This window comes from Flavobacterium sp. WV_118_3 (assembly GCF_039778605.1).
Lineage (GTDB): Bacteria > Bacteroidota > Bacteroidia > Flavobacteriales > Flavobacteriaceae > Flavobacterium.
The window spans coordinates 2,293,088-2,312,727 of the sequence record NZ_CP156060.1 but is presented as its reverse complement, the minus strand read 5'-3'; the positions used below and the strand labels follow the sequence as shown (position 1 = coordinate 2,312,727).

The window sequence follows — 19,640 nt, the reverse complement described above, 5'->3', positions numbered from 1 at the left end:
ATTATTTCAGAATCGTTTGTGTTCTGTCGGGACCAACCGAAATCACTTTGATTGGTACTTCGACTTCATTTTCGATAAATTCGATATATTCTTTTAATTCGGCCGGAAGTTGTTCGTAAGTGGTCATTCCGGTTAGGTCGGCTTTCCATCCTTTTTTCTCTACATAAACCGGAGTTACGTTTTCCGGTTCGATGTTATAGGGTAAATGGTTGATGGTTTCGCCTTTGTAAGTGTAACCTGTGCATACTTTTAAGGTATCGAAACCGGAAAGTACGTCGCCTTTCATCATATACAATTGTGTAACACCATTCACCTGAATTGCATATTTCAAGGCTACAAGATCCAACCATCCGCAACGTCGGGCTCTTCCGGTAACCGATCCGAATTCATTTCCTACACGTGCCATTGTTTGTCCGATCTCATCGTGAAGTTCGGTTGGAAATGGTCCGCTTCCTACGCGGGTAGTGTATGCTTTAAAAATACCAAAAACATCTTTTACCTTGTTCGGGGCGATACCTAATCCGGTACAGGCACCTGCGGCTGTAGTGTTGGATGAAGTCACAAATGGATAGGTTCCGAAATCGATATCCAAAAGGGAACCCTGAGCGCCTTCGGCAAGGATCGATTTTCCATCTTTCATCGCTTGATTTAAGAATGCTTCACTATCGATAAACGTAAGTGTTTTTAAAACCTCGATAGCGGCAAAAAACTCATCTTCCAGTTCTTTCAGGTTGTATTGCATGTCTACGTCATAAAACGAGATCATGGCCTCGTGCTTGTCGGCCAAAGTGCGGTAGCGTTCTTTGAAATCGGCAAGTTCGATATCACCTACACGCAAACCGTTTCTTCCGGTTTTGTCCATATAGGTTGGTCCGATTCCTTTAAGGGTAGATCCGATTTTGGCTTTCCCTTTGGAAGCTTCCGAAGCGGCGTCCAATAAACGGTGTGTTGGTAAAATCAAATGTGCTTTTCTGGAAATAAGCAAACGGGATTTGATATCCATGTTGAATTTTTCCAGGCCTTCCAGTTCTTTCTGGAAAACCACCGGGTCGATCACGACACCGTTTCCGATGATATTAACGGAGTTTTTGTGGAAAATACCGGAAGGAATGGTTCGCAGTACGTGTTTAATTCCATCAAATTCTAAAGTGTGTCCGGCGTTTGGTCCGCCTTGAAAACGAGCAATAATGTCGTATTTTGAAGTGAGTACGTCAACGATTTTTCCTTTTCCTTCGTCTCCCCACTGTAATCCTAGTAGCAAATCTACGGTCATTCTGTTGTTGTTTGTTGTTTTGTGTTTATATAGTTATTTGTCGTATGCGTAGTTGTTAATTCTCTTTATGCTGTTTTTTCTGTCCGTACAGGTATAACGAGTGGTTGTGAATTTCGATATCGAAAATTTCCTCAATCGTTTTTTTAATAGTCTGTATTCTCGGATCGCAAAATTCGATCACCTCGCCGGTATCGGTCATGATAATGTGATCGTGTTGTTTGTCAAAATAAGACTTTTCATAATGTGCCTGATTTTGTCCAAACTGATGTCTTCTAACCAAACCGCATTCCAATAATAATTCTATCGTGTTGTAAAGCGTTGCACGGCTCACACGATAGTTTTTGTTTTTCATTTTGATATATAGGGATTCGATGTCGAAATGCTCAGAGCTATCGTAAATCTCCTGAAGAATAGCATAACGTTCCGGTGTTTTACGGTGTCCTTTTTCTTCCAGATATTTAGTGAATACGCTTTTTACAATTTCCTGATTCTTATTATTTTCCATAGTAGGTTTGGTATGAAATACCCGCAAAGATAAGCTTTATTTTTTGGAGTGTAAAGTTTTAATCTGGTAATGTTCCGGAATCGGAAAATTTTAGTTTTTTATTAACGAAAACCTGAAGCGTCTTAAAAAGAAATAAGTACTTAACGGGAATTAAGTACTTATCTGAAGTGTGAATATAAAGCTTTTTTAGTTTTTGTGAACGCGGGTAACTTTGTCGATACCGTCAATTTTTTTGATGTTGTCGATCAGTTTTTTCAGGATCGTATTGTTTTGAACGATCACGGTTACCTGTCCGTTAAAAATTCCGGCTTCTCCGCTAAGGGCGATACTCTGAATGTTTACGTGCATCTGATTGGAAATAACCTTGGTTAGCTCGTTGGTTAGACCTAAGGTGTCCATACCGGTGATTTTAAGAATGGCTTTAAACTCTTCCTGAGACGAATCGATCCATTTGGCCGGAATAATCCGGTAGGCATAATTCGACTGTAAACTAATCGCATTCGGACAGTCTTTTCGGTGTACTTTAATCCCTTCGTTGATCGTGATAAACCCGAACACATCGTCACCCGGAATCGGATTACAGCAACTGGACAGTTTGTAATCCAGTTTTTCCTGTTCTTTACCGAAAACGAGTAAGTCGTAATTTTTTATAATCTCATTACGGTGCAGCTGTTCCGGTGCGACATTAGGGGAACGTTTGATCTTGTTCTTAAAGAAGTTGATCAATGTATTATTTTTCTGCGCGGCAAAATCTTTTAATTGTTGGTTATCGATCAGGCCGGCTCCGACACGGTAAAATAAATCGAGACTGGTTTGCAGTTTGAAATAGTTGACCAATTCGTTAACGGTGGTTTCGTTAAGCGTAATTTTTAAATGTTTTAATTTACGGGTTAACAACTCTTTACCATCTTCGGCAATTTTCTTGGTGCTTTCGTTCAGCACGCTTTTAATTTTATTGCGCGCACGGGATGTAGTTACATAATCCAGCCAGCTTGCCGTAGGCTTTTGATTTTGAGAGGTGATGATTTCAACCTGATCGCCGCTATTCAGGACATGATTAAGCGGTACGAGTTTTCCGTTAACGCGCGTTCCGCGGGTATGCATTCCGATTTCGGAGTGAATACTAAAGGCGAAATCCAGCGAAGTGGCACCTTTTGGAAGTGATTTGATTTCACCTTTTGGGGTAAAGATGTAAATTTCTTTGGAATACAGATTTAGTTTGAAATCCTCTACAAAATCCACGGCATTGGTTTCGGCATTTTCCAACGCTTCGCGCAATTGGTTTAGCCATACGTCAAGGCCATTTTCCTCGGTAGCACCTTGTTTGTATTTGTAATGGGCCGCATATCCTTTTTCGGCAATTTCGTCCATTCGTTCACTTCGTACCTGAATTTCCACCCATCGTCCTTTTGGTCCCATAACAGTAATGTGAAGGGCTTCATAACCGGTTGATTTCGGCGATGAAATCCAGTCGCGCAAACGGCTTGGACTCGGACGATAATGGTCGGTTACAATCGAGTAAATTTTCCAGGCCAGAAATTTTTCTTCCTGAGGCTTGGAACGATAGATAATCCGTAGGGCGAATTTGTCGTAAACTTCATCAAAGGTAACTCCTTGAACCAGCATTTTACGGCGGATGGAGTATATCGATTTAGGACGACCTTTCATGGTATAGTCAATGCCTTCTTCGTCCAGCGAATTTTTAAGTACATCGGAAATGGATTTAATGTAAGCTTCCTGTTCTTCTTTGGTCTCTTTCATTTTGCTTACAATATCCTGGTATACTTCCGGTTCGGTATATTTTAGTCCAAGATCTTCCAGTTGCGTTTTGATGTTGTACAACCCTAATCGATGTGCCAGCGGAGCATAAATATACAGGGTTTCCGAGGCAATTTTCGCCTGCTTATAATCGGCCATGCTTTCCATGGTCTGCATATTGTGTAAACGGTCTGCAATTTTGATTAAAATTACACGCACGTCGTCATTTAATGTCAATAGCATTTTACGGAAATTCTCGGCTTGCATCGAGATTTCCTGATCGGTTTTTACCTTGGCTATTTTGGTTAACCCATCAACAATTTGCGCGATTTTAGGATTGAACATTTTTTCGATGTCTTCAATCGTGATATCGGTATCTTCGACCACATCGTGCATTAGTGCTGCGGCAATGGAAGTGGCACCAAGTCCGATTTCGGAGGCGACAATTTTAGCCACGGCAATAGGGTGGAAGATATAGGCTTCTCCGGATTTACGACGTTGATCTTTGTGTGCATCGACAGCAACATCAAAAGCTTTACGGATCAGTTTTTTATCTTCTTCGGTAAGGGTTTGGTAACTAATGCGAAGTAGTTCTTTGTATTCTCGCGCAATTGCTTTGTTTTCTTGTTCTAAATCAATCTCAGTCATAACAATTCATTCAATTCCTAAATTTAGTGTAAAGAAATAACTTTTGCAAGTGCAGCACCTCGAATCGCAGCTAAATAATGTTAAAATTTGAGCCATAAAAAAAACGCTCTATAGAGCGTTTTGAGAATTTATTTGATACGATTGAAATCCAGATCCTGGAAATCATAACTAAAATCCGTTAATGGTGAAATGGCATCCATTTTAATATTCTGTAAGTTACCGTCATTATCATAGGTCAGGTACATAAAAGCATCGGCATTAAAATAACGGTTAAACCATTTTACGGCGTAGATGTTGTCTTTATAAAAGAATATTTCCCCGGATAATTGCGGTGAACGTTTGGAGATAAAATGCAGTTTTTTTCCTTTTGCTACAATGGACACTTCGCCCAGCCAGTTGTCTTTAAAAACTCCCGTTAGCTTGTCGTAATTGTGTTTGAACTTGCGATTTTTTAAATTGGAAGCCACCGTTTCCCATACTTCGTTGGTAACTTTATCGGCTTCGGCTTCCCGGGATATTTTTTGATGACTGTATTTGGATACATAATCAGTATACGGGATATTCAGATAACTGTCTTTTATGGTATTGGTAATGGCATTAAAAGCGGCACCCGACTGTTGGTTGGTAAAAACAATAATACCCAGTTCCAGTTCCGGAAGCAGGGTTACCTGCGTCACAATACCTTCCAGTCCGCCGGTATGGGATACCTGTAATTTTCCTTTTACATCGTTTAACTGCCATCCGAGACCGTAGGCTGTAAATAATGTATAATAAGGAGGCGTGGTACTGTTTGGTAAAATGGTCTGTGGTGTCCACATTTCGTCGTGTTGCTGTTCGCTAAACAATTGTTTTTCCTTGTTTGGACCATACTTTCCTTGTTGTAATTGAACCAAAGCCCATTTGCTCATGTCGTTAACACTGGAATAAATGCCACCAGCCGCATCGAGAATGGTACTTTTATACCGTTTGATCACCTGTAATTTACCGTCTATAGGGACATGAGGCACGATAGAATTGGTGGTGTCTTTTAAACGCGACCAGGAGCCGACACTATTATTCATTTCCAGCGGCTTCATAATATGCTGTTCCACAAACTCGGCCCAGCTTTGTCCGCTCACTTTTTCAATCACTTCCCCGGCAATGACATAAAGCAGATTATCGTAATCGTATTTGGTTCGGAACCCGGAAACCGGTTTTAGGTATTGAATGTTTTTTACAATATCCTTGGCGGTAAAATCATGACCGTCCGGCCAGATCATTAAATCGCCGGCACCAAGACCCAATCCGCTACGGTGTGTTAGTAAATCCAGAATGGTAAATTCGTTGGTTACATAGTCGTTATACATCCGGAATTCCGGGATGTATTTTTTGACCTTATCATTCCAGTCAAGTTTATGCTCGTCTACGAGTATGGCCAATGCGGCTGTGGTAAAAGCCTTACTATTGGAAGCAATTCCGAATAACGTATTTTCGTCTACTTTTTCTTTTGTTTTGATAGATTTTACTCCATAACCTTTGGAATGAATCACTTTTCCATTTTTAACAACGGCAACAGCAATTCCCGGGACATCAAAAGTCGTCAGGGTTTTTTTTACCAGTTCGTCTATTTCGGGCGAACTGATCTGGGCATAAATTGAAAAACTGGATAAGAATAAAAAGAAAAACTTTTTCATAATCATGCAATAATTAATTTTGTTTATGTGAGACGTTGTCTTTTGGCTTCAAAGATTAGAATTGCAGCGGCAACGGAAACATTCATGGAATCGATTTCCCCTTCCATAGGGATGATAATATTCTGCTTACTGGCGGTACGCCATGCTTCGGTAAGTCCGGTGGCTTCTGTCCCCACTACAAGCGCGGTGGCACCGGTATAGTCTTGTGTATGATAATAGGTAGAATCTTGTAAAGTCGCGCAGTAAATAGCGATATCCTGCTCTTTAAGGTAAGCGATTACGTCTTCGGTCGATCCGGTGGCGATAGGTCTGGTAAACAGACAGCCCACGCTCGAGCGGATGATATTCGGATTGTAAAGGTCGCTTTTGGGATTGGCAATAATAACGGCATCCAGATTGGCCGCATCGGCAGTTCGTAATAAAGCACCGATATTTCCCGGTTTTTCCGGAGCTTCGGCTACCAGAATAAGCGGATTTTTCCGCAGTTTTAAATCGGATAACGACAAGGATTTCGATTCGGCTATGGCCAGAATACCTTCCGTCGTATCACGATAGGCCAGTTTTTGGTAGACTTCTTTACTGATTTCGATAATTTCAGTATCTGATGTCGTTAGTTGATTAACAGCTGAAAGTGAAATTATTTCCGGAGAAAATAAAACAGTAATAAGTCGGTAACCACCTTTTTGTGCCAGCATTATTTCCCGCTGACCTTCAATAAGGAAAGTGCCGGATTGTTTCCGGTTTTTGGCTTTGTCTTGTAACTGGAGCAAGGATTTAATAAAAGGATTCTGTACACTACTAATCTGCTTCATTGTTGTAAAATGATGGATACGTTATTTTTTTAGGGTAAAAATAAACTTAAATTTATAAATATAACAAGGATAGCCGGAGGAATAACAGCTATCCTTGCTATTTTTATTTTTTAGAATAATCGATATCCTAAGATAAATGAAGTGGTATTGTATTTACTGTCGTATTGTGTTTGGGTATTAACAAGGCTACGGTTTGTTGCATAACGCAATTCAAAACTGAAACGCTCTAAGAAACGGAAACCGGCACCGATACCAAAATTATAAACAGGATCTACATTGACTTCTGTAGGTTGCTTGTAAACGGTGTAAACAAGTTTGGAACCCAAATCAATATTATAGCTAAAGATACCGTTGATAAATAAAGCGGATTTGTCGTTTAAGTGCATATAGTAACGAACACCAACCGGAATATCAAGCGATTTATAATCAAGCGAATGTGTGTAACCATCCTGAACGATTTCTGATTTGTAAGACTGGAAACTTGGTTCCAGAATCAGACTCCATTTGTTTCCGTATAACGGTAAAATATACTCTAATTCGGCACCAATTCGGAATGTCATTTTGTTACCAAAATCAACATAGGGCTCACCAAAGTTTTTAGAATTACTGTCAAAAGAAGCTGACGTCGTGTTTAAGCCGATTCGCGCACTAAGGTGTAAAGCGCTTTTTCGAACAATCTCCTGTTTAAAAGTAGTAGCGGCTTCGGATGGATTTTTACACGTATTGTATTTTTCAAAAAGGGCAATCAGATCGTTATCACGGTAACGAGTGGCACGTAGCAAATCACGGGTGATGGCTTCACATTTTAAGTTGGTATAGAGTTGGTTTTTATATTCCTCATTGGCTCTGATTTCAGTACCTTCAAGATAGGATTTGAAAATAAGCGGTTCGATTTCGGAACCATTATAGGAATAGAAAAATTTATACGAATTTTCATCTTCAAATAAATAAAGAGAAGCATCCCCTTGCACTAAAACTCTTAGGAATTGTCCTTCTTCGCTGTAAACAGGTTCCGAAGATCGGCTTAAAGAATTTTGTTTTTCGGAAGAACGATCCAGTTTAATCCAGGCACTGATAAACTTAACTTTTTGATTGGTAAAGCCGAACTCTTTAAGATTGGACCAATTGGCAGTTTCTACCGTACCATTTTCTTCGCGCTTGTATTCGATTTCTTTTGGATTGTTACGCCAGTCAAGATTTTTAATCCAGCAGCTCATTCGTTCATTACCTTTTTTAATAATGTATCCTTCTTCAAATTTAATTTGTGCTTGCGTAGTAAGGGTAGTAATCAGTAATAAGGCAAATAGTAAAATTTTTTTCATTAATGTTTTGTTTTAATGTTTTGTTTTGATGTTTGTTTAAAGTATTCCTCTTGATTTAATTTCTAAATATTTATTGATAGTGTCGAGTGTTAAGTGTTCGGGTTGGGTTAATACGGAATAGATACCGTATTTTTTAAGTTCGTTTACAATCAGGCGTTTTTCAAAGGCAAATTTTTCGGCGATAGTCTGGTCGTATACATCCTGTACGGTGGTTATTTTTTTATCGATCAGTTGGTTGAGTTCGGTGTTGTTAAAAAAGATCACAACCAGTAAATGGTTTTTGGCAATGCCTTTTAAATACGGAAGCTGTCTGTAGAGTCCGTCGAGTGTCTCAAAATTGGTATACAAAAGAATAAGACTACGTTGATTGATATTCTTTTTGACATCGACATACAATCGACCGAAGTCACTTTCGAAAAAATCTGTTCGGATATTGTAAAGTGCTTCCATGATGAGGTGCATCTGCGATTGACGTCGTTCGGCCACCACGCGGTTTTCAATTTTTTTGGAAAACGTCATCATCCCGGCTTTGTCCTGTTTTTTCAGAATGACATTCGACAAGGCGAGTGAGGCATTAATCGAATAATCCAACAGACTTAACCCGTTAAAAGGCATTTTCATCGTACGCCCTTTATCGATGATCATATAAACATTCTGCGATTTTTCGTCCTGATATTGGTTTACCATCAGCTGATTCCTTTTGGCTGTAGCCTTCCAGTTTAACGTACGAATATCATCGCCTGGAACATATTCCTTGATTTGTTCGAATTCCATCGTATGGCCGATGCGTCTTATTTTTTTTACACCATATTGGAACAGGTTATTCGAAAAAGCCATCAGATCGTATTTTCGCAACTGTATAAACGACGGATAGGTTGGAAGGGTTTGATTGTGATCAAAAGTAAAACGTCTGGCAACAAGGCGTAAAGGTGAGGCAACATAGACATTCAGATTGCCAAAAGAATATTCGCCCCGTTCGGTGGGACGGAGGAAATATTGGAAATGGTCTTTTTCGTGTCGGTTAAGCTTACGGTTCACTTCGAAATTACGTACCTGAAACTGGAACGGAATTTCATCGATAATCTTTAGCCGGATATCAAAAGAATACGCGCTTTTCAGTTTTACCGTAACGGGATTTTCATCGCCATTAGACAATTTTTCCGGAAGTACACGCGAGGCTTTTATCCCTTGCTTTGCGGTAAAGAGCAATAGGATATCAATGCCCGTAAAGGCGAGTAACAGCCAGAACAACAACCAGCTCACACGATACAATCCTTCGAAAAAGTAAGCCAACACAAAGCTTGCTATAATCCCGAGCAGGGTATAGAAAAAGAGGTTGTTGAGGTATAATCGTTTAAAGAAATTCAAAGCTATAATGATAAAAAATGAACAGTAACGACCTATCTTGGAATTTCAACCGTATCGACAATCTGTTTGATGATTTCGGCACTGGTGATGCCTTCCATTTCTCGTTCCGGACTCACCACCACGCGGTGTTGTAATACCGGTATCGCGGCTTCCTTAATATCTTCCGGACTTACAAAATCACGACCGCGTAACGCAGCAAATGCTTTTGATGCGTTTAGGATAGCAATCGAAGCCCTGGGAGAAGCGCCCAGATAAAGGAACGCATTTTCACGGGAATTCAGTACGATTTTAGCAATATATTCGATCAGGTTCGGTTCAATCCGTATTTGTTTGATCAGACTTTGATAATTTAGAATATCGCTTTGCGCGATGATTTGTTGTACCGATTCCAGTTTGTTACGGTCTTGTAAAGCATTTTCCCGTTGGATAATCGCGATTTCCTCTTCCAGATTCGGATAGTTGATGTTGATTTTAAAAAGGAAACGATCGAGTTGCGCTTCCGGCAAACGATACGTACCTTCCTGTTCGATTGGATTTTGAGTCGCGATTACCAAAAAAGGGGTGTCCAACAGATAGGTTTTGCCGTCAATAGTGATTTGGCGTTCTTCCATCACCTCGAAAAGTGCCGCCTGCGTTTTGGCCGGGGCGCGGTTGATCTCATCGATTAGAATAAAATTGGAAAAAATAGGTCCTTTTTTAAATTCAAAAGCCGATTTGGATAAGTCGAAAACAGAAGTTCCCAGAATATCCGAAGGCATCAGATCGGGAGTGAACTGAATCCGGTTAAATTGTAAGGCCAGCGTTTTCGAAAGAAGTTTGGCGGTAATGGTTTTGGCTACGCCGGGAACACCTTCCAATAATACGTGGCCGTTGGAAAGGATCGCTGCTAAAAGCTGATCAATCATTTTTTCCTGACCTACGATTACGGTCGCCAGTTCCTGTTTGATTCGGGTTACACTTTCTAAAAGCGCCGAAAGATCCAGTCGGGTTTCAAAGTTTACATTTTCGGTTTGTGCTTCGGTTGGGGTATTTTCAAAAGTATCCATATTACTTTAATTTTTCAATTGCTTTACTAATTTCAATGACATCGGCCTGAGTACTTACAAGCTGATTCCGGTGTTTTTGGATCAGACGTACTACTTTTTCGATTAGTACGGGATCTTTTCCGGTTTTCTGATGTAGCCTTTTAACAAAGGTTTCGTCCAGTTGGAACGTATCGATCAGGTATTCCGATCGTATTTTTTCGAGAAAATAAATGATCTTTTTTTCAATAATCAGATGATGACTACCTTCCTGAAGGTAAAGATTTCCGATTGTCTTGGTAAAATCGACTGTGGTATTCGGTACCGGTTCTTTTATTGGAATCACTCTTTGGCGGCGTTTAGCATTAAAGAGCATAAATACAAACATTCCGATCAGGAAAAGATACCAGGCCCATTTTAATGCGGGCTGACTCAGGATATAGCGCATTGGTGAACCGGAAATATGCTGATCGTTATAACTAAACGATTGCCAAAACAGTTCCCCTTTTGGGATGTACGATAAAAGGGCACTACAATATTCGGCATTTTTGTCTTTTAACAAGACATAATTCGAAAAAGCGGCCGGTTGGGTATGCAACAGAAAATAGCCCATACCGTAAGGAACCCGGATAAAATTGGCGTTTTTAACGGTATCCGTTTGCTGATAGCCCAATACATCGGTTGTAGTCGAATCGATCGAACTGAAACTTACATTTCCGCTACCTTTTCCAAAATTATAGTGTTGATCCTTAACGTTAGTCGCACTTAGTTTTTGCTGCATTTTATCCGTAAAAGATATACTCGTACTGTAATCAAATTTTAAGGAATCCATTAATTTTTTCGGAAAGGACTGCATACTTAAAAAAGCGGTATTGCCGTGTTCTACAAAATATAATAGCTCATCGGCTGATGTATCGTCTATTGTATTGCCATCGGAAATCATTAGTAGCGTTCCTTTAATGGCATAGGTCGAATCGGAATAACTGTATTTCGGATCCAGAAATTCATAAACCGTAGTACCGAAACGAGTTATTTTTTGTTTTGGAAAAAGGCTTGGGATTTCCTTATTAAATACATACAATCCAAAAGGAATTTTATCCTGGATCGTATAACTTGGCGTCCAGTTGATCGGTTTTGGCCTGCCGGAATCAATCACAATAATTCCAACAATGATCAAAACCAGAAAAGCGATATATAGTTTTAAAGTCCGGTTCATTTATAAGGAATTAAAGGTGTTTAGGAACGTTCTTTCCGATTGGATAAAAGCCGTTTCGTTTAGTTCAAATTCACCATACCAGCTATAATCGTAGATATAGGAAAGATAGGCAAAGTCGTGTCGTAATTTAGGATTGCTAATTTCATACAAATAATCGGAATTGGTTTTTTCAATATCCCATTCGATAAGTGATTTATCGGATAAACGTTTGAGTAACCACAGATAATAATAACGGATTGCTAGTCGGTAATCGTTATTGTTTTTGGAATCCCGTATTGCCTTTTCAAAGTTAATGGAATGAATGTCTTCGTCGATACTGTCGGAAGTTGCGATTTTCTTTTGCGATGATTTTCCAAAAATCCAGTTGCCTTCCTTATTAAGGATCGTTTTTACAATCATATAAACCACAAACAGTACGATCAGAATCGCAACAACTTTTAGAACAATTTCCAGGGCAGTCGGATTGGCACCGTCCATTCCCAACGAAAAAATACGACCCAGCCAATATTGCAACCAGGCCTTAAAATCATTCCAGGCACTGGTGTCGGGTGCTACGGTTTCATATTGAAAATCCGTTCCGGAATAGTTTTCTTTAAAATTAGACCGGAAGGGTAACGGTTGTATCGCCGTGGTATCCGACCATTTTTGAACCTCCGGATTTTTTTGGGCAACAACAGGTGGTTCCTCTAGTTCGACCGGTTGTGAAAAAACCGTGAAAGAAGATAAAAACAGGATAATATAAAGGAGAAATTTATTCACTTTGAGTACCAATCAAATCAATGTCATTTTTAGGAGTATTGTTTTCCGATTCTTCGCGGATGCTGTAATAAATCACTCCGTTATTAATCAGTAACAGATTCTGCATAAAGAAATTTAAGACTACCGACAGTACAAATACCAGTAACATCATGATCACAAAAAACGAAAACGGACTGGAAGAATCCGGATTAATAGCATCCGGATTCTCAAGAGTTGTAAATACCGAAGCGACTCCGATAATATACGGAACCATCGAAATCGTACCTACGATAGCCTGTACGATCAGGTACATCACAAAAGTAGAACCAATGATAGGCCAGAATTTACTTTTCATCATTTGGAACGCTTTGCTTAACGAGGCAAAATAATCGTCGTCGGTTGAAATATAATTATAGAAGCTCAGCGATAACCAGGAACCAGCCGCCGGGATCAGAAGAAGTATCAATGGAATTCCGATCAGGATAAAAACCAACGCAAACGACAACATAAAAGCTATAGCGATTAATGGCATGGCTGTAAACATCGAAAGGATGAAAAAGAGAAGCACCTTACCAATTTTAGATTTGACTGCCTGCGTGATCTCCGCCGTATCAAAATCTTTTTTTCGGGATAACAAATCCAGATAGACCACCGGATAGAGATAGCTGATCAAGCTAATAATTACTAATAAAAGAACCGACAATCCGCCGAAGCTCATAAACAGTAAAAAATTTTCGGCAATAAAACTGTCGAACTGATTCCCGGGCCCGCCATTACTTAAACCGGAAAGTGTTCCTTCGTAAAATATTTTAAAAAGGAAAAATGCCAGGACCAGTAAAATCAGCACAAAACCACCATTTACAATCAGGTAATTCCGGAAATAATGTTTTCCGTATAATTTGAAAAAGGAAAAAGTATCGCCAACTAATTCGTTGAAATTTCTTTTTTTATAAAGTTGAAACATGTTTTCGGGTTAATTTTTTATGGAGAATATAAGGATAAATCAGATAGTAAAAAGAAATAAGTGCCAGTGTACCGAGAATGATCAGAACATTTAGTGCTCGCGGCATATCAATCGAATACCGGGTGATAAAACCTTCGAGAAAACCGGCTGCAATGGTAAATGGCATGGTACTTAAAAAAATTTTAAGACTGTTTTTTAGTCCGGTTTTAAAAGAGGTAAGCCTTGAAAATGTTTTCGGGAACAATATACTGGCACCAAGAATAAAACCGGCAGCGGATTCGATAACAATGGCAAAAATTTCCATTGCTCCGTGAATCCAGATCCCACGTACACTTTCCCAGAATACCTTTTCCTGATAGAAAAAGTACTGAAACGATCCGAGCATAATGGAATTCTGAATCAGTACAAAAAAAGTACCGATTCCGGCAAAGATTCCATAGATATAGCAACGCATACCGACCATCAGGTTGTTAATTGTGATGCTGATAAAACTGCCCCAGTTGCTTCCGCTTTTATAAATCGCGACCGGATTCCCCTCCTTAATGTTTTCGAGTGTCATGTTCACATAACTATCGCCCAAAATAAGCCGTACAAAAGTAGCGTCATTATGAGCCGAAAGTACACCAATACCGGTACAGATAAAGAATAAAATAAAAGCATAAAACAGGTAACGCTGGTATTCGTATACCAAAAGCGGGACTTCGGTTTTAAAAAAATGCACCAGCCTGTTGGTCTCTTCTCTTTTGGTTTTATAAACCTTCTGATAGGTTTGTGAAGCGAGATAATTAAGGTAAACTACCGTCTTACTTTTGGGATAGTAGGTCTGTGCATATGCCAAATCATTCATCAGATGGATATACAAACGCGCCAGATCATCGGGATTTTTCTTAGATTTACCGAAAATTGCTTGCTCAAATTCAAGCCATTTTTCTTTATTTTGTTTTATAAATGCAACTTCTCTCATACATTCGCAAAAAGCTAAAGTATAAAATATGTCAGAATTATCAATAGTAACAACGCAAAATGTTAATATAAGTTTTAAAACGGCTTCAGTTGGTACAAGAATTGTGTCCGAGCTTCTGGATATGTTGGTGAAAATTGCCTATGTTGTGGTGATAATCTACGTGTTTTTCTATTTGCTGAACATCCAAAAATTCTTTGAAGGCGCTGATCCGTGGACATCGGGAGCGATTATGATGCTTTTTGGATTACCGGTAATGCTATATTCGCTGGTACAGGAAAGTTTGATGGAAGGACAAACAGTAGGGAAAAAGATAATGAAAATAAAGGTGATCAAAATTGATGGTTATCAGGCTGGTTTTGGCGATTACCTGATTCGCTGGATATTCCGGATTGTCGAGTTTGGTATCGGAAGCGGTGTAATCGGATTGGTTGCGATTCTGGCTAGTAATAAAAGTCAGCGATTGGGTGATATGGCAGCAGGAACCGCAGTGATCAGTCTAAAACGCGATATCAATATTGATCATACAATTCTTCAAGAAATCGACGAAGGTTATGTACCGATTTATCCATTGGTGATCAAGCTTTCGGATAACGATGTTCGGATTGTCAAGGAAACGTTTGAATCGGCATTGCGTGGCGAAGATTTTAAACTAATCTATCAACTACGGCAAAAAATAGAATCCGTAACGGGAATAAAAAACCAGTCCGGAAACGACAGTGATTTTATCCGGACCATTTTAAAAGATTACAACTACTATACGCGCAATATGTAGCGTTAGAACTACTAAAAACAATACTATGTTTCATTTATTGGATATTTTGGGGACGATGGCCTTCGCATTGTCGGGAGCCTTGACGGCAATGCATAAAAAAATGGATCCGTTTGGCGTGTTTATCATTGCCTTTGTAACGGCTGTTGGTGGCGGTACTGTGCGCGATGTATTGATTGGCCGAACACCGGTTGGCTGGATGCAGAATCTCGATTATGTCTATATGATTACGATCGGCTACTTTCTGGCATTGGTTTTTCGTAAAAGTCTCGATAAATTGCGAACCTCTTTGTTTTTGTTTGATACGGTAGGTTTGGGGGTTTTTACACTAATTGGCCTCGAAAAAGGAATCGCGATTCATCTGCATCCGATCATTTGTATCGCATTGGGTACTATGACAGCTTGTTTTGGTGGCGTTATTCGTGATATTTTATGTAACGATATACCGGTAATTTTCCGAAAAGAAATTTATGCGACCATCTGTATCATTGGTGGAGTGGTCTTCTTTCTGTTGCGCAAATGGAATGTGCAGGAGGATGTATTGTATTTGACAACATCGGTGGTGATCATTGTGATCCGTTTGATGGCCGTCAAGTTCGAATGGTCGTTACCGACACTGGAACACCGGAATCCGCCTAACGGGTAAGGTATACAAAGCCGGTAAGATCGTTCGGATTGTCCGGATCGTTAAGTTTTAAAATATAAAAATAAGTGCCTTCCGGAGCGAGTTCATGGCCAACACCGTCCTTTATAAGTCCGTTCCAGTCTTCCGTATACTGATCGCCTCGCCATACCAGTTTTCCCCATCGGTTATAGATATACAATTCGAAATTTAGGAAAATAGTTCGCAATCCTTCAATAAAAAAGGTGTCATTAAGACCATCTCCGTTAGCCGAGACGGCATTGTAAACTGTAGGAGGACAATTATAAGTTTGAAGGATAAATGACGTTACCGTAAAACAGTTGGCATCGCCTACGCGGACAAACAGTTCTTTTGGCGATAGATCGGATAGATAATGATGACTATTATAGATTGGATTTACATTCTGATTAGCATCTTCGGCGGTTTCATGAAAACTGACTATTTGCGAAGGGTTGGTTTTTACCAGTGTTTCATACCCCGAAAAATCGTAATACCCCGATCCGTATCCTTTATTACAAACTTTTAAGGAGGGTAACGGATTGACCTGTGGAGATGTGATAAGGGTAACTGTTGTGGAAGCCTCATTGTTGTCTTCGTGGATCTCAGCTACTGTATTGTCCGGATCTACAACAGCTTTTAAAGTAAAAGGAGAAACAATAGCTTCGGGTAAAACGACTGTAACCGAGCGGGTTTCGGATCCGTCTATAGGAATGGTTGTTAGTGTCTGATAGGTGCCTATAAGTGCTTCGTTGGCATATAGGTTTATTCGGGTACCTTGCGGTAACGGATTGGTGCTTTCCCGGTTATAAACGGTGAAATCGATGGAGACGGTTTTGGAATTACAACTAAGACCGATGTTGTCGATACTTACAGAAGCATCGGGTAACTGGCTGTTCAGTTTGGTTACAATTGCGTTGATCATAACGAAATCCTGACCGGAAGTCAGTTGTATGGTAGCAGAGGTGTCGCCAATGGCAATATTATTCTGAATATCGTAAACATCCAGGTCCATATTGTATAAGGTCGTACTTCCGGTTATACTATTGGTACCATTAAAAGCATTATTAGCCGGATTTAAAGGCGGATTGCTTAGAATATTTCCATTAATGCGCAATGTTTCGTTAATGAGGATGTCTTTATCGCCTTCCCAGGCCAGAAAACCAATTTTAGCATTTTGATTGTCGATAACATTCAGACTCGAAAGGGTAATATTAACCACGTCCGGAACAGCCTGCATTCCGTCATATATATTTAACTGATTTAAAGGTAAAGTCTCATTTTTGTAAACTATAATAATGGCCCAACCTGCAAAATTGGTTCTTCGGATAAAATGTTGCGCGATATAAGGCGAAACATCCAGATCGGAGATGGTGTATTGACCGTTCCCTATTTGTTGTACCAAGTCGGTAATGTCCTTAAAAGCACTGAAATAGTCCAGGATAATTCCGGTTGCATTGCGTTGATAACTAAAAGTTCGGTCGGGTCGGATAGGAATATTGTTGAGTTTTATGTCGAAATCACCCAGTCCGGAACCTGCCCAATACAAATAGGCTTTTTCGATCGTATTGCCGGATGCAAGATTTAATGTGGCCGACGAACTGGTGTAAACAGACGGTGCTAATTGAAAGGAATTTTCTTCCGGATTCAGCGTGTTTCCTATAAAAGTGAAATCATACCGTCCGTTAAACTGATTGTAAAGACTGATGTCCTGTGCTATTACCATAGGGGAAAATAGTACAGAAATAAAGTAAATAAGACAGCGTAATTTTCGATTCAAAGGCATTAATTTTGAATTTGACGGTTCTAAATTTAGTAATTATTTGAATGCCAAAATACTAATGGATGCCAAAATGAATGAAATCAAAAACAAAAAATTGGCAAAAAAGTAGTAAATTTCCAAAGTTTATGCAGCTTGCGTGGAAAATTTTAAGATAAGAAAATATAGCGAAAAAGATTATAATTTGTGGAATGATTTTGTGAATCAGTCCGAAAATGGTACCTTTCTTTTTCATCGGGATTTTATGGAATATCATAAAGACCGTTTTAATGATCATTCTTTATTGGTCTTCGAAAATGAAAAAATAGCCGCTTTATTGCCGGCCAATCGCAAAGCTACAGAACTCCACTCGCATGGCGGATTAACCTATGGTGGATTACTGATCAAAGAAAACCGCGGACATGCTTATCTTGAAAGCCTGTTTACCGCATTATGCGATTATCTTAAAGCGGAGCCACTGGAGCATTTGGTATTCAAATCAAGACCGTCTTTTTATACGGCAAGTCCGTATCGCGAATGGCATAACTTCCTGATCCGGAATGGTGCAACGCTTTATCGCAGCGATATGAGTATGGCGATCGATTATCAGCAACCGTTGCAAATAGGAAAAAGCAAATTAAAACGGTACCGAAAACCGGAAAATGAACGGCTTGAAGTGGTACAGGAACAGGATTTTACACCTTTTTGGAAAGAAGTTCTCGAACCGCGACTGGCCGAAAAATATGAGGCCAAACCGGTGCATACGCTGGATGAAATTACACTTTTAAATCGCAGATTTCCGGAGAATATTCAGCAGTACTCGGTATATCGGGACGGTCGCATTGTAGCGGGAATTACCCTGTTTATCGATACGCAGGTGGTAAAATCGCAATATGGTGCCACAACGGCAGAAGGTGAAGGACTGCGCGCACTGGATTACCTTTTTATCACGCTGATTTTAAAATTTAAAGCAGAAGGAAAATACTTTTTCGATATGGGAACCGTTAGCCAGAAAGAAGGGAAAGCCTATAATCCCGGATTGTTAAAACAAAAAGAAGAGCTGGGATGCGACATGTATACCCAGGATTTTTATAGTCTACCGTTATGAAAATACCCTTTTTAGATCTAAAAAAACTGAATAAGCCCTATGAATCCCGGTTTCAGGAAAAGTTTACTGCTTTTCTGGATAGCGGCTGGTATATATTAGGAAACGAAGTTCGGACATTTGAAGCCGGTTTTGCGGACTATTGTGGCGTAAAACACTGTATTGGAGTAGGCAATGGGCTGGACGCTTTAACCCTTATTTTTAAAGCCTATATCGCATTAGGAAAATTACAGAAAGGCGATGGCGTACTGGTACCGGCGAATACCTATATTGCCAGTATTTTGGCGATTTTACAGGCCGAATTGGTACCGATATTGGTAGAGCCCGAATTGGAAACCTATACTATAGATCCGTTGGAAGCCGAGAAAAAGCGAACCGAAACGACCAAAGCCATATTGGCGGTACATTTATACGGGCAATTATCAGACATGGTTCGGATCCATAAATTGGCAGAAAAGTATAATTTACTGGTTATCGAAGATGCGGCTCAGGCACACGGGGCGGTTTTAAACGGACGTAAAGCAGGTAATTGGGGAGATGCCGCCGGGTTTAGTTTCTATCCGGGTAAAAACCTTGGTGCTTTGGGTGATGCGGGAGCAATCACAACCAACGATTCGGAATTGGCAAAAATGCTGTATTCCCTACGGAATTATGGTTCGGAAATTAAATATGTAAATGATCATATAGGATATAACAGCCGTTTGGACGAATTTCAGGCGGGGATCTTAAATGTCAAATTGCCGGATGCCGATGTGGAAGCAACGGAAAGAAGAAGCATCGTAAAACGCTATCTGTCGGAAATTCAAAATCCGAAAATTGCATTGCCGTATTATGATTTTTCAGAAAACCATGTTTTTCATCTGTTTGTGATCCGAACCGAAAACAGAGAAGCGCTGGCCGGGTATTTAAAAGAAAAAGGAATCGGTACGTTAATTCATTATCCGATTCCGCCGCACCAGCAAAAAGCACTGCCACAATTTCACGGTTTGTCGTTTCCGATAACCGAAAAAATCCATCGGGAAGTCTTGAGTCTGCCGTTAAATTCAACTTTAACAACCGCTGAGGTCGATGCGATTATCCTCGCGTTAAACAACTATTAAGAGC

17 protein-coding genes are annotated in these 19,640 nt (G+C 39.8%); 4 read left to right on the top strand and 13 right to left on the bottom strand.

Annotation, left to right across the window (positions count from 1 at the left end; translation table 11 throughout):
- Nucleotide 1: 1 nt before the first annotated feature.
- From ABFU83_RS10880 to ABFU83_RS10825, 12 genes are all read right to left on the bottom strand, one after another.
- Nucleotides 2-1,273, bottom strand: coding sequence for an adenylosuccinate synthase (locus ABFU83_RS10880; RefSeq protein WP_347065895.1), 1,272 nt, complete (start codon nucleotides 1,271-1,273; stop codon nucleotides 2-4).
- 55 nt (nucleotides 1,274-1,328) lie between these two features.
- A complete protein-coding gene (locus tag ABFU83_RS10875; protein WP_347065893.1) occupies nucleotides 1,329-1,778 on the bottom strand; it encodes a transcriptional repressor in 450 nt (149 codons plus the stop codon).
- Nucleotides 1,779-1,964: 186 nt separating this feature from the next.
- Nucleotides 1,965-4,184, bottom strand: coding sequence for a RelA/SpoT family protein (locus ABFU83_RS10870; RefSeq protein WP_347065891.1), 2,220 nt, complete (start codon nucleotides 4,182-4,184; stop codon nucleotides 1,965-1,967).
- A 128-nt stretch (nucleotides 4,185-4,312) separates the two neighbouring features.
- On the bottom strand, nucleotides 4,313-5,857 hold the full coding sequence (locus tag ABFU83_RS10865) for a serine hydrolase (protein WP_347065889.1): 1,545 nt from the start codon (nucleotides 5,855-5,857) through the stop codon (nucleotides 4,313-4,315).
- Nucleotides 5,858-5,880: 23 nt separating this feature from the next.
- Nucleotides 5,881-6,669, bottom strand: a complete 789-nt coding sequence (locus tag ABFU83_RS10860) for an RNA methyltransferase (protein ID WP_347065888.1) — start codon at nucleotides 6,667-6,669, stop codon at nucleotides 5,881-5,883.
- Between the two features lie 110 nt (nucleotides 6,670-6,779).
- On the bottom strand, nucleotides 6,780-7,991 hold the full coding sequence (locus ABFU83_RS10855) for an outer membrane beta-barrel protein (protein WP_347065886.1): 1,212 nt from the start codon (nucleotides 7,989-7,991) through the stop codon (nucleotides 6,780-6,782).
- Nucleotides 7,992-8,027: 36 nt separating this feature from the next.
- Nucleotides 8,028-9,359, bottom strand: coding sequence for a DUF58 domain-containing protein (locus tag ABFU83_RS10850; protein ID WP_347065884.1), 1,332 nt, complete (start codon nucleotides 9,357-9,359; stop codon nucleotides 8,028-8,030).
- 32 nt (nucleotides 9,360-9,391) lie between these two features.
- Entirely contained in the window at nucleotides 9,392-10,405 is a 1,014-nt protein-coding gene (locus ABFU83_RS10845; RefSeq protein ID WP_347065882.1) for a MoxR family ATPase, read from the bottom strand.
- A 1-nt stretch (nucleotide 10,406) separates the two neighbouring features.
- The gene (locus tag ABFU83_RS10840; protein WP_347065880.1) at nucleotides 10,407-11,597 is read right to left on the bottom strand and encodes a DUF4350 domain-containing protein; all 1,191 of its coding nucleotides are present in this window, start codon (nucleotides 11,595-11,597) and stop codon (nucleotides 10,407-10,409) included.
- Nucleotides 11,598-12,356: a DUF4129 domain-containing protein gene (locus tag ABFU83_RS10835; RefSeq protein ID WP_347065878.1), complete on the bottom strand. Its 759-nt coding sequence runs from the start codon at nucleotides 12,354-12,356 to the stop codon at nucleotides 11,598-11,600.
- Nucleotides 12,349-13,299 carry a hypothetical protein gene (locus ABFU83_RS10830; protein ID WP_347065877.1) on the bottom strand — a complete coding sequence of 317 codons (951 nt, stop codon included), beginning with the start codon at nucleotides 13,297-13,299 and terminating at the stop codon, nucleotides 12,349-12,351. The genes ABFU83_RS10835 and ABFU83_RS10830 overlap by 8 nt, the downstream gene beginning before the upstream one ends.
- The gene (locus tag ABFU83_RS10825) at nucleotides 13,283-14,263 is read right to left on the bottom strand and encodes a stage II sporulation protein M (protein ID WP_347065876.1); all 981 of its coding nucleotides are present in this window, start codon (nucleotides 14,261-14,263) and stop codon (nucleotides 13,283-13,285) included. The genes ABFU83_RS10830 and ABFU83_RS10825 overlap by 17 nt, the downstream gene beginning before the upstream one ends.
- A gap of 28 nt (nucleotides 14,264-14,291) precedes the next feature.
- On the opposite strand from ABFU83_RS10825, the gene ABFU83_RS10820 reads away from it, so the two are divergent.
- Together ABFU83_RS10820 and ABFU83_RS10815 are read left to right on the top strand one after the other, a co-directional pair.
- Nucleotides 14,292-15,035 carry an RDD family protein gene (locus tag ABFU83_RS10820; RefSeq protein ID WP_347065874.1) on the top strand — a complete coding sequence of 248 codons (744 nt, stop codon included), beginning with the start codon at nucleotides 14,292-14,294 and terminating at the stop codon, nucleotides 15,033-15,035.
- A gap of 25 nt (nucleotides 15,036-15,060) precedes the next feature.
- Nucleotides 15,061-15,678, top strand: a complete 618-nt coding sequence (locus ABFU83_RS10815; RefSeq protein WP_347065872.1) for a trimeric intracellular cation channel family protein — start codon at nucleotides 15,061-15,063, stop codon at nucleotides 15,676-15,678.
- Here ABFU83_RS10815 and ABFU83_RS10810 read toward each other — a convergent pair.
- On the bottom strand, nucleotides 15,668-17,398 hold the full coding sequence (locus ABFU83_RS10810; RefSeq protein ID WP_347065870.1) for a gliding motility-associated C-terminal domain-containing protein: 1,731 nt from the start codon (nucleotides 17,396-17,398) through the stop codon (nucleotides 15,668-15,670). The two genes, ABFU83_RS10815 and ABFU83_RS10810, sit on opposite strands and share 11 nt — an antisense overlap.
- Nucleotides 17,399-17,591: 193 nt before the next feature.
- On the opposite strand from ABFU83_RS10810, the gene ABFU83_RS10805 reads away from it, so the two are divergent.
- Together ABFU83_RS10805 and ABFU83_RS10800 are read left to right on the top strand one after the other, a co-directional pair.
- Nucleotides 17,592-18,539: a GNAT family N-acetyltransferase gene (locus ABFU83_RS10805; protein WP_347065868.1), complete on the top strand. Its 948-nt coding sequence runs from the start codon at nucleotides 17,592-17,594 to the stop codon at nucleotides 18,537-18,539.
- Nucleotides 18,536-19,636 carry a DegT/DnrJ/EryC1/StrS family aminotransferase gene (locus tag ABFU83_RS10800; protein ID WP_347065866.1) on the top strand — a complete coding sequence of 367 codons (1,101 nt, stop codon included), beginning with the start codon at nucleotides 18,536-18,538 and terminating at the stop codon, nucleotides 19,634-19,636. Before ABFU83_RS10805 ends, ABFU83_RS10800 begins: the two co-directional genes overlap by 4 nt.
- The last annotated feature ends 4 nt before the right edge of the window (nucleotides 19,637-19,640 follow it).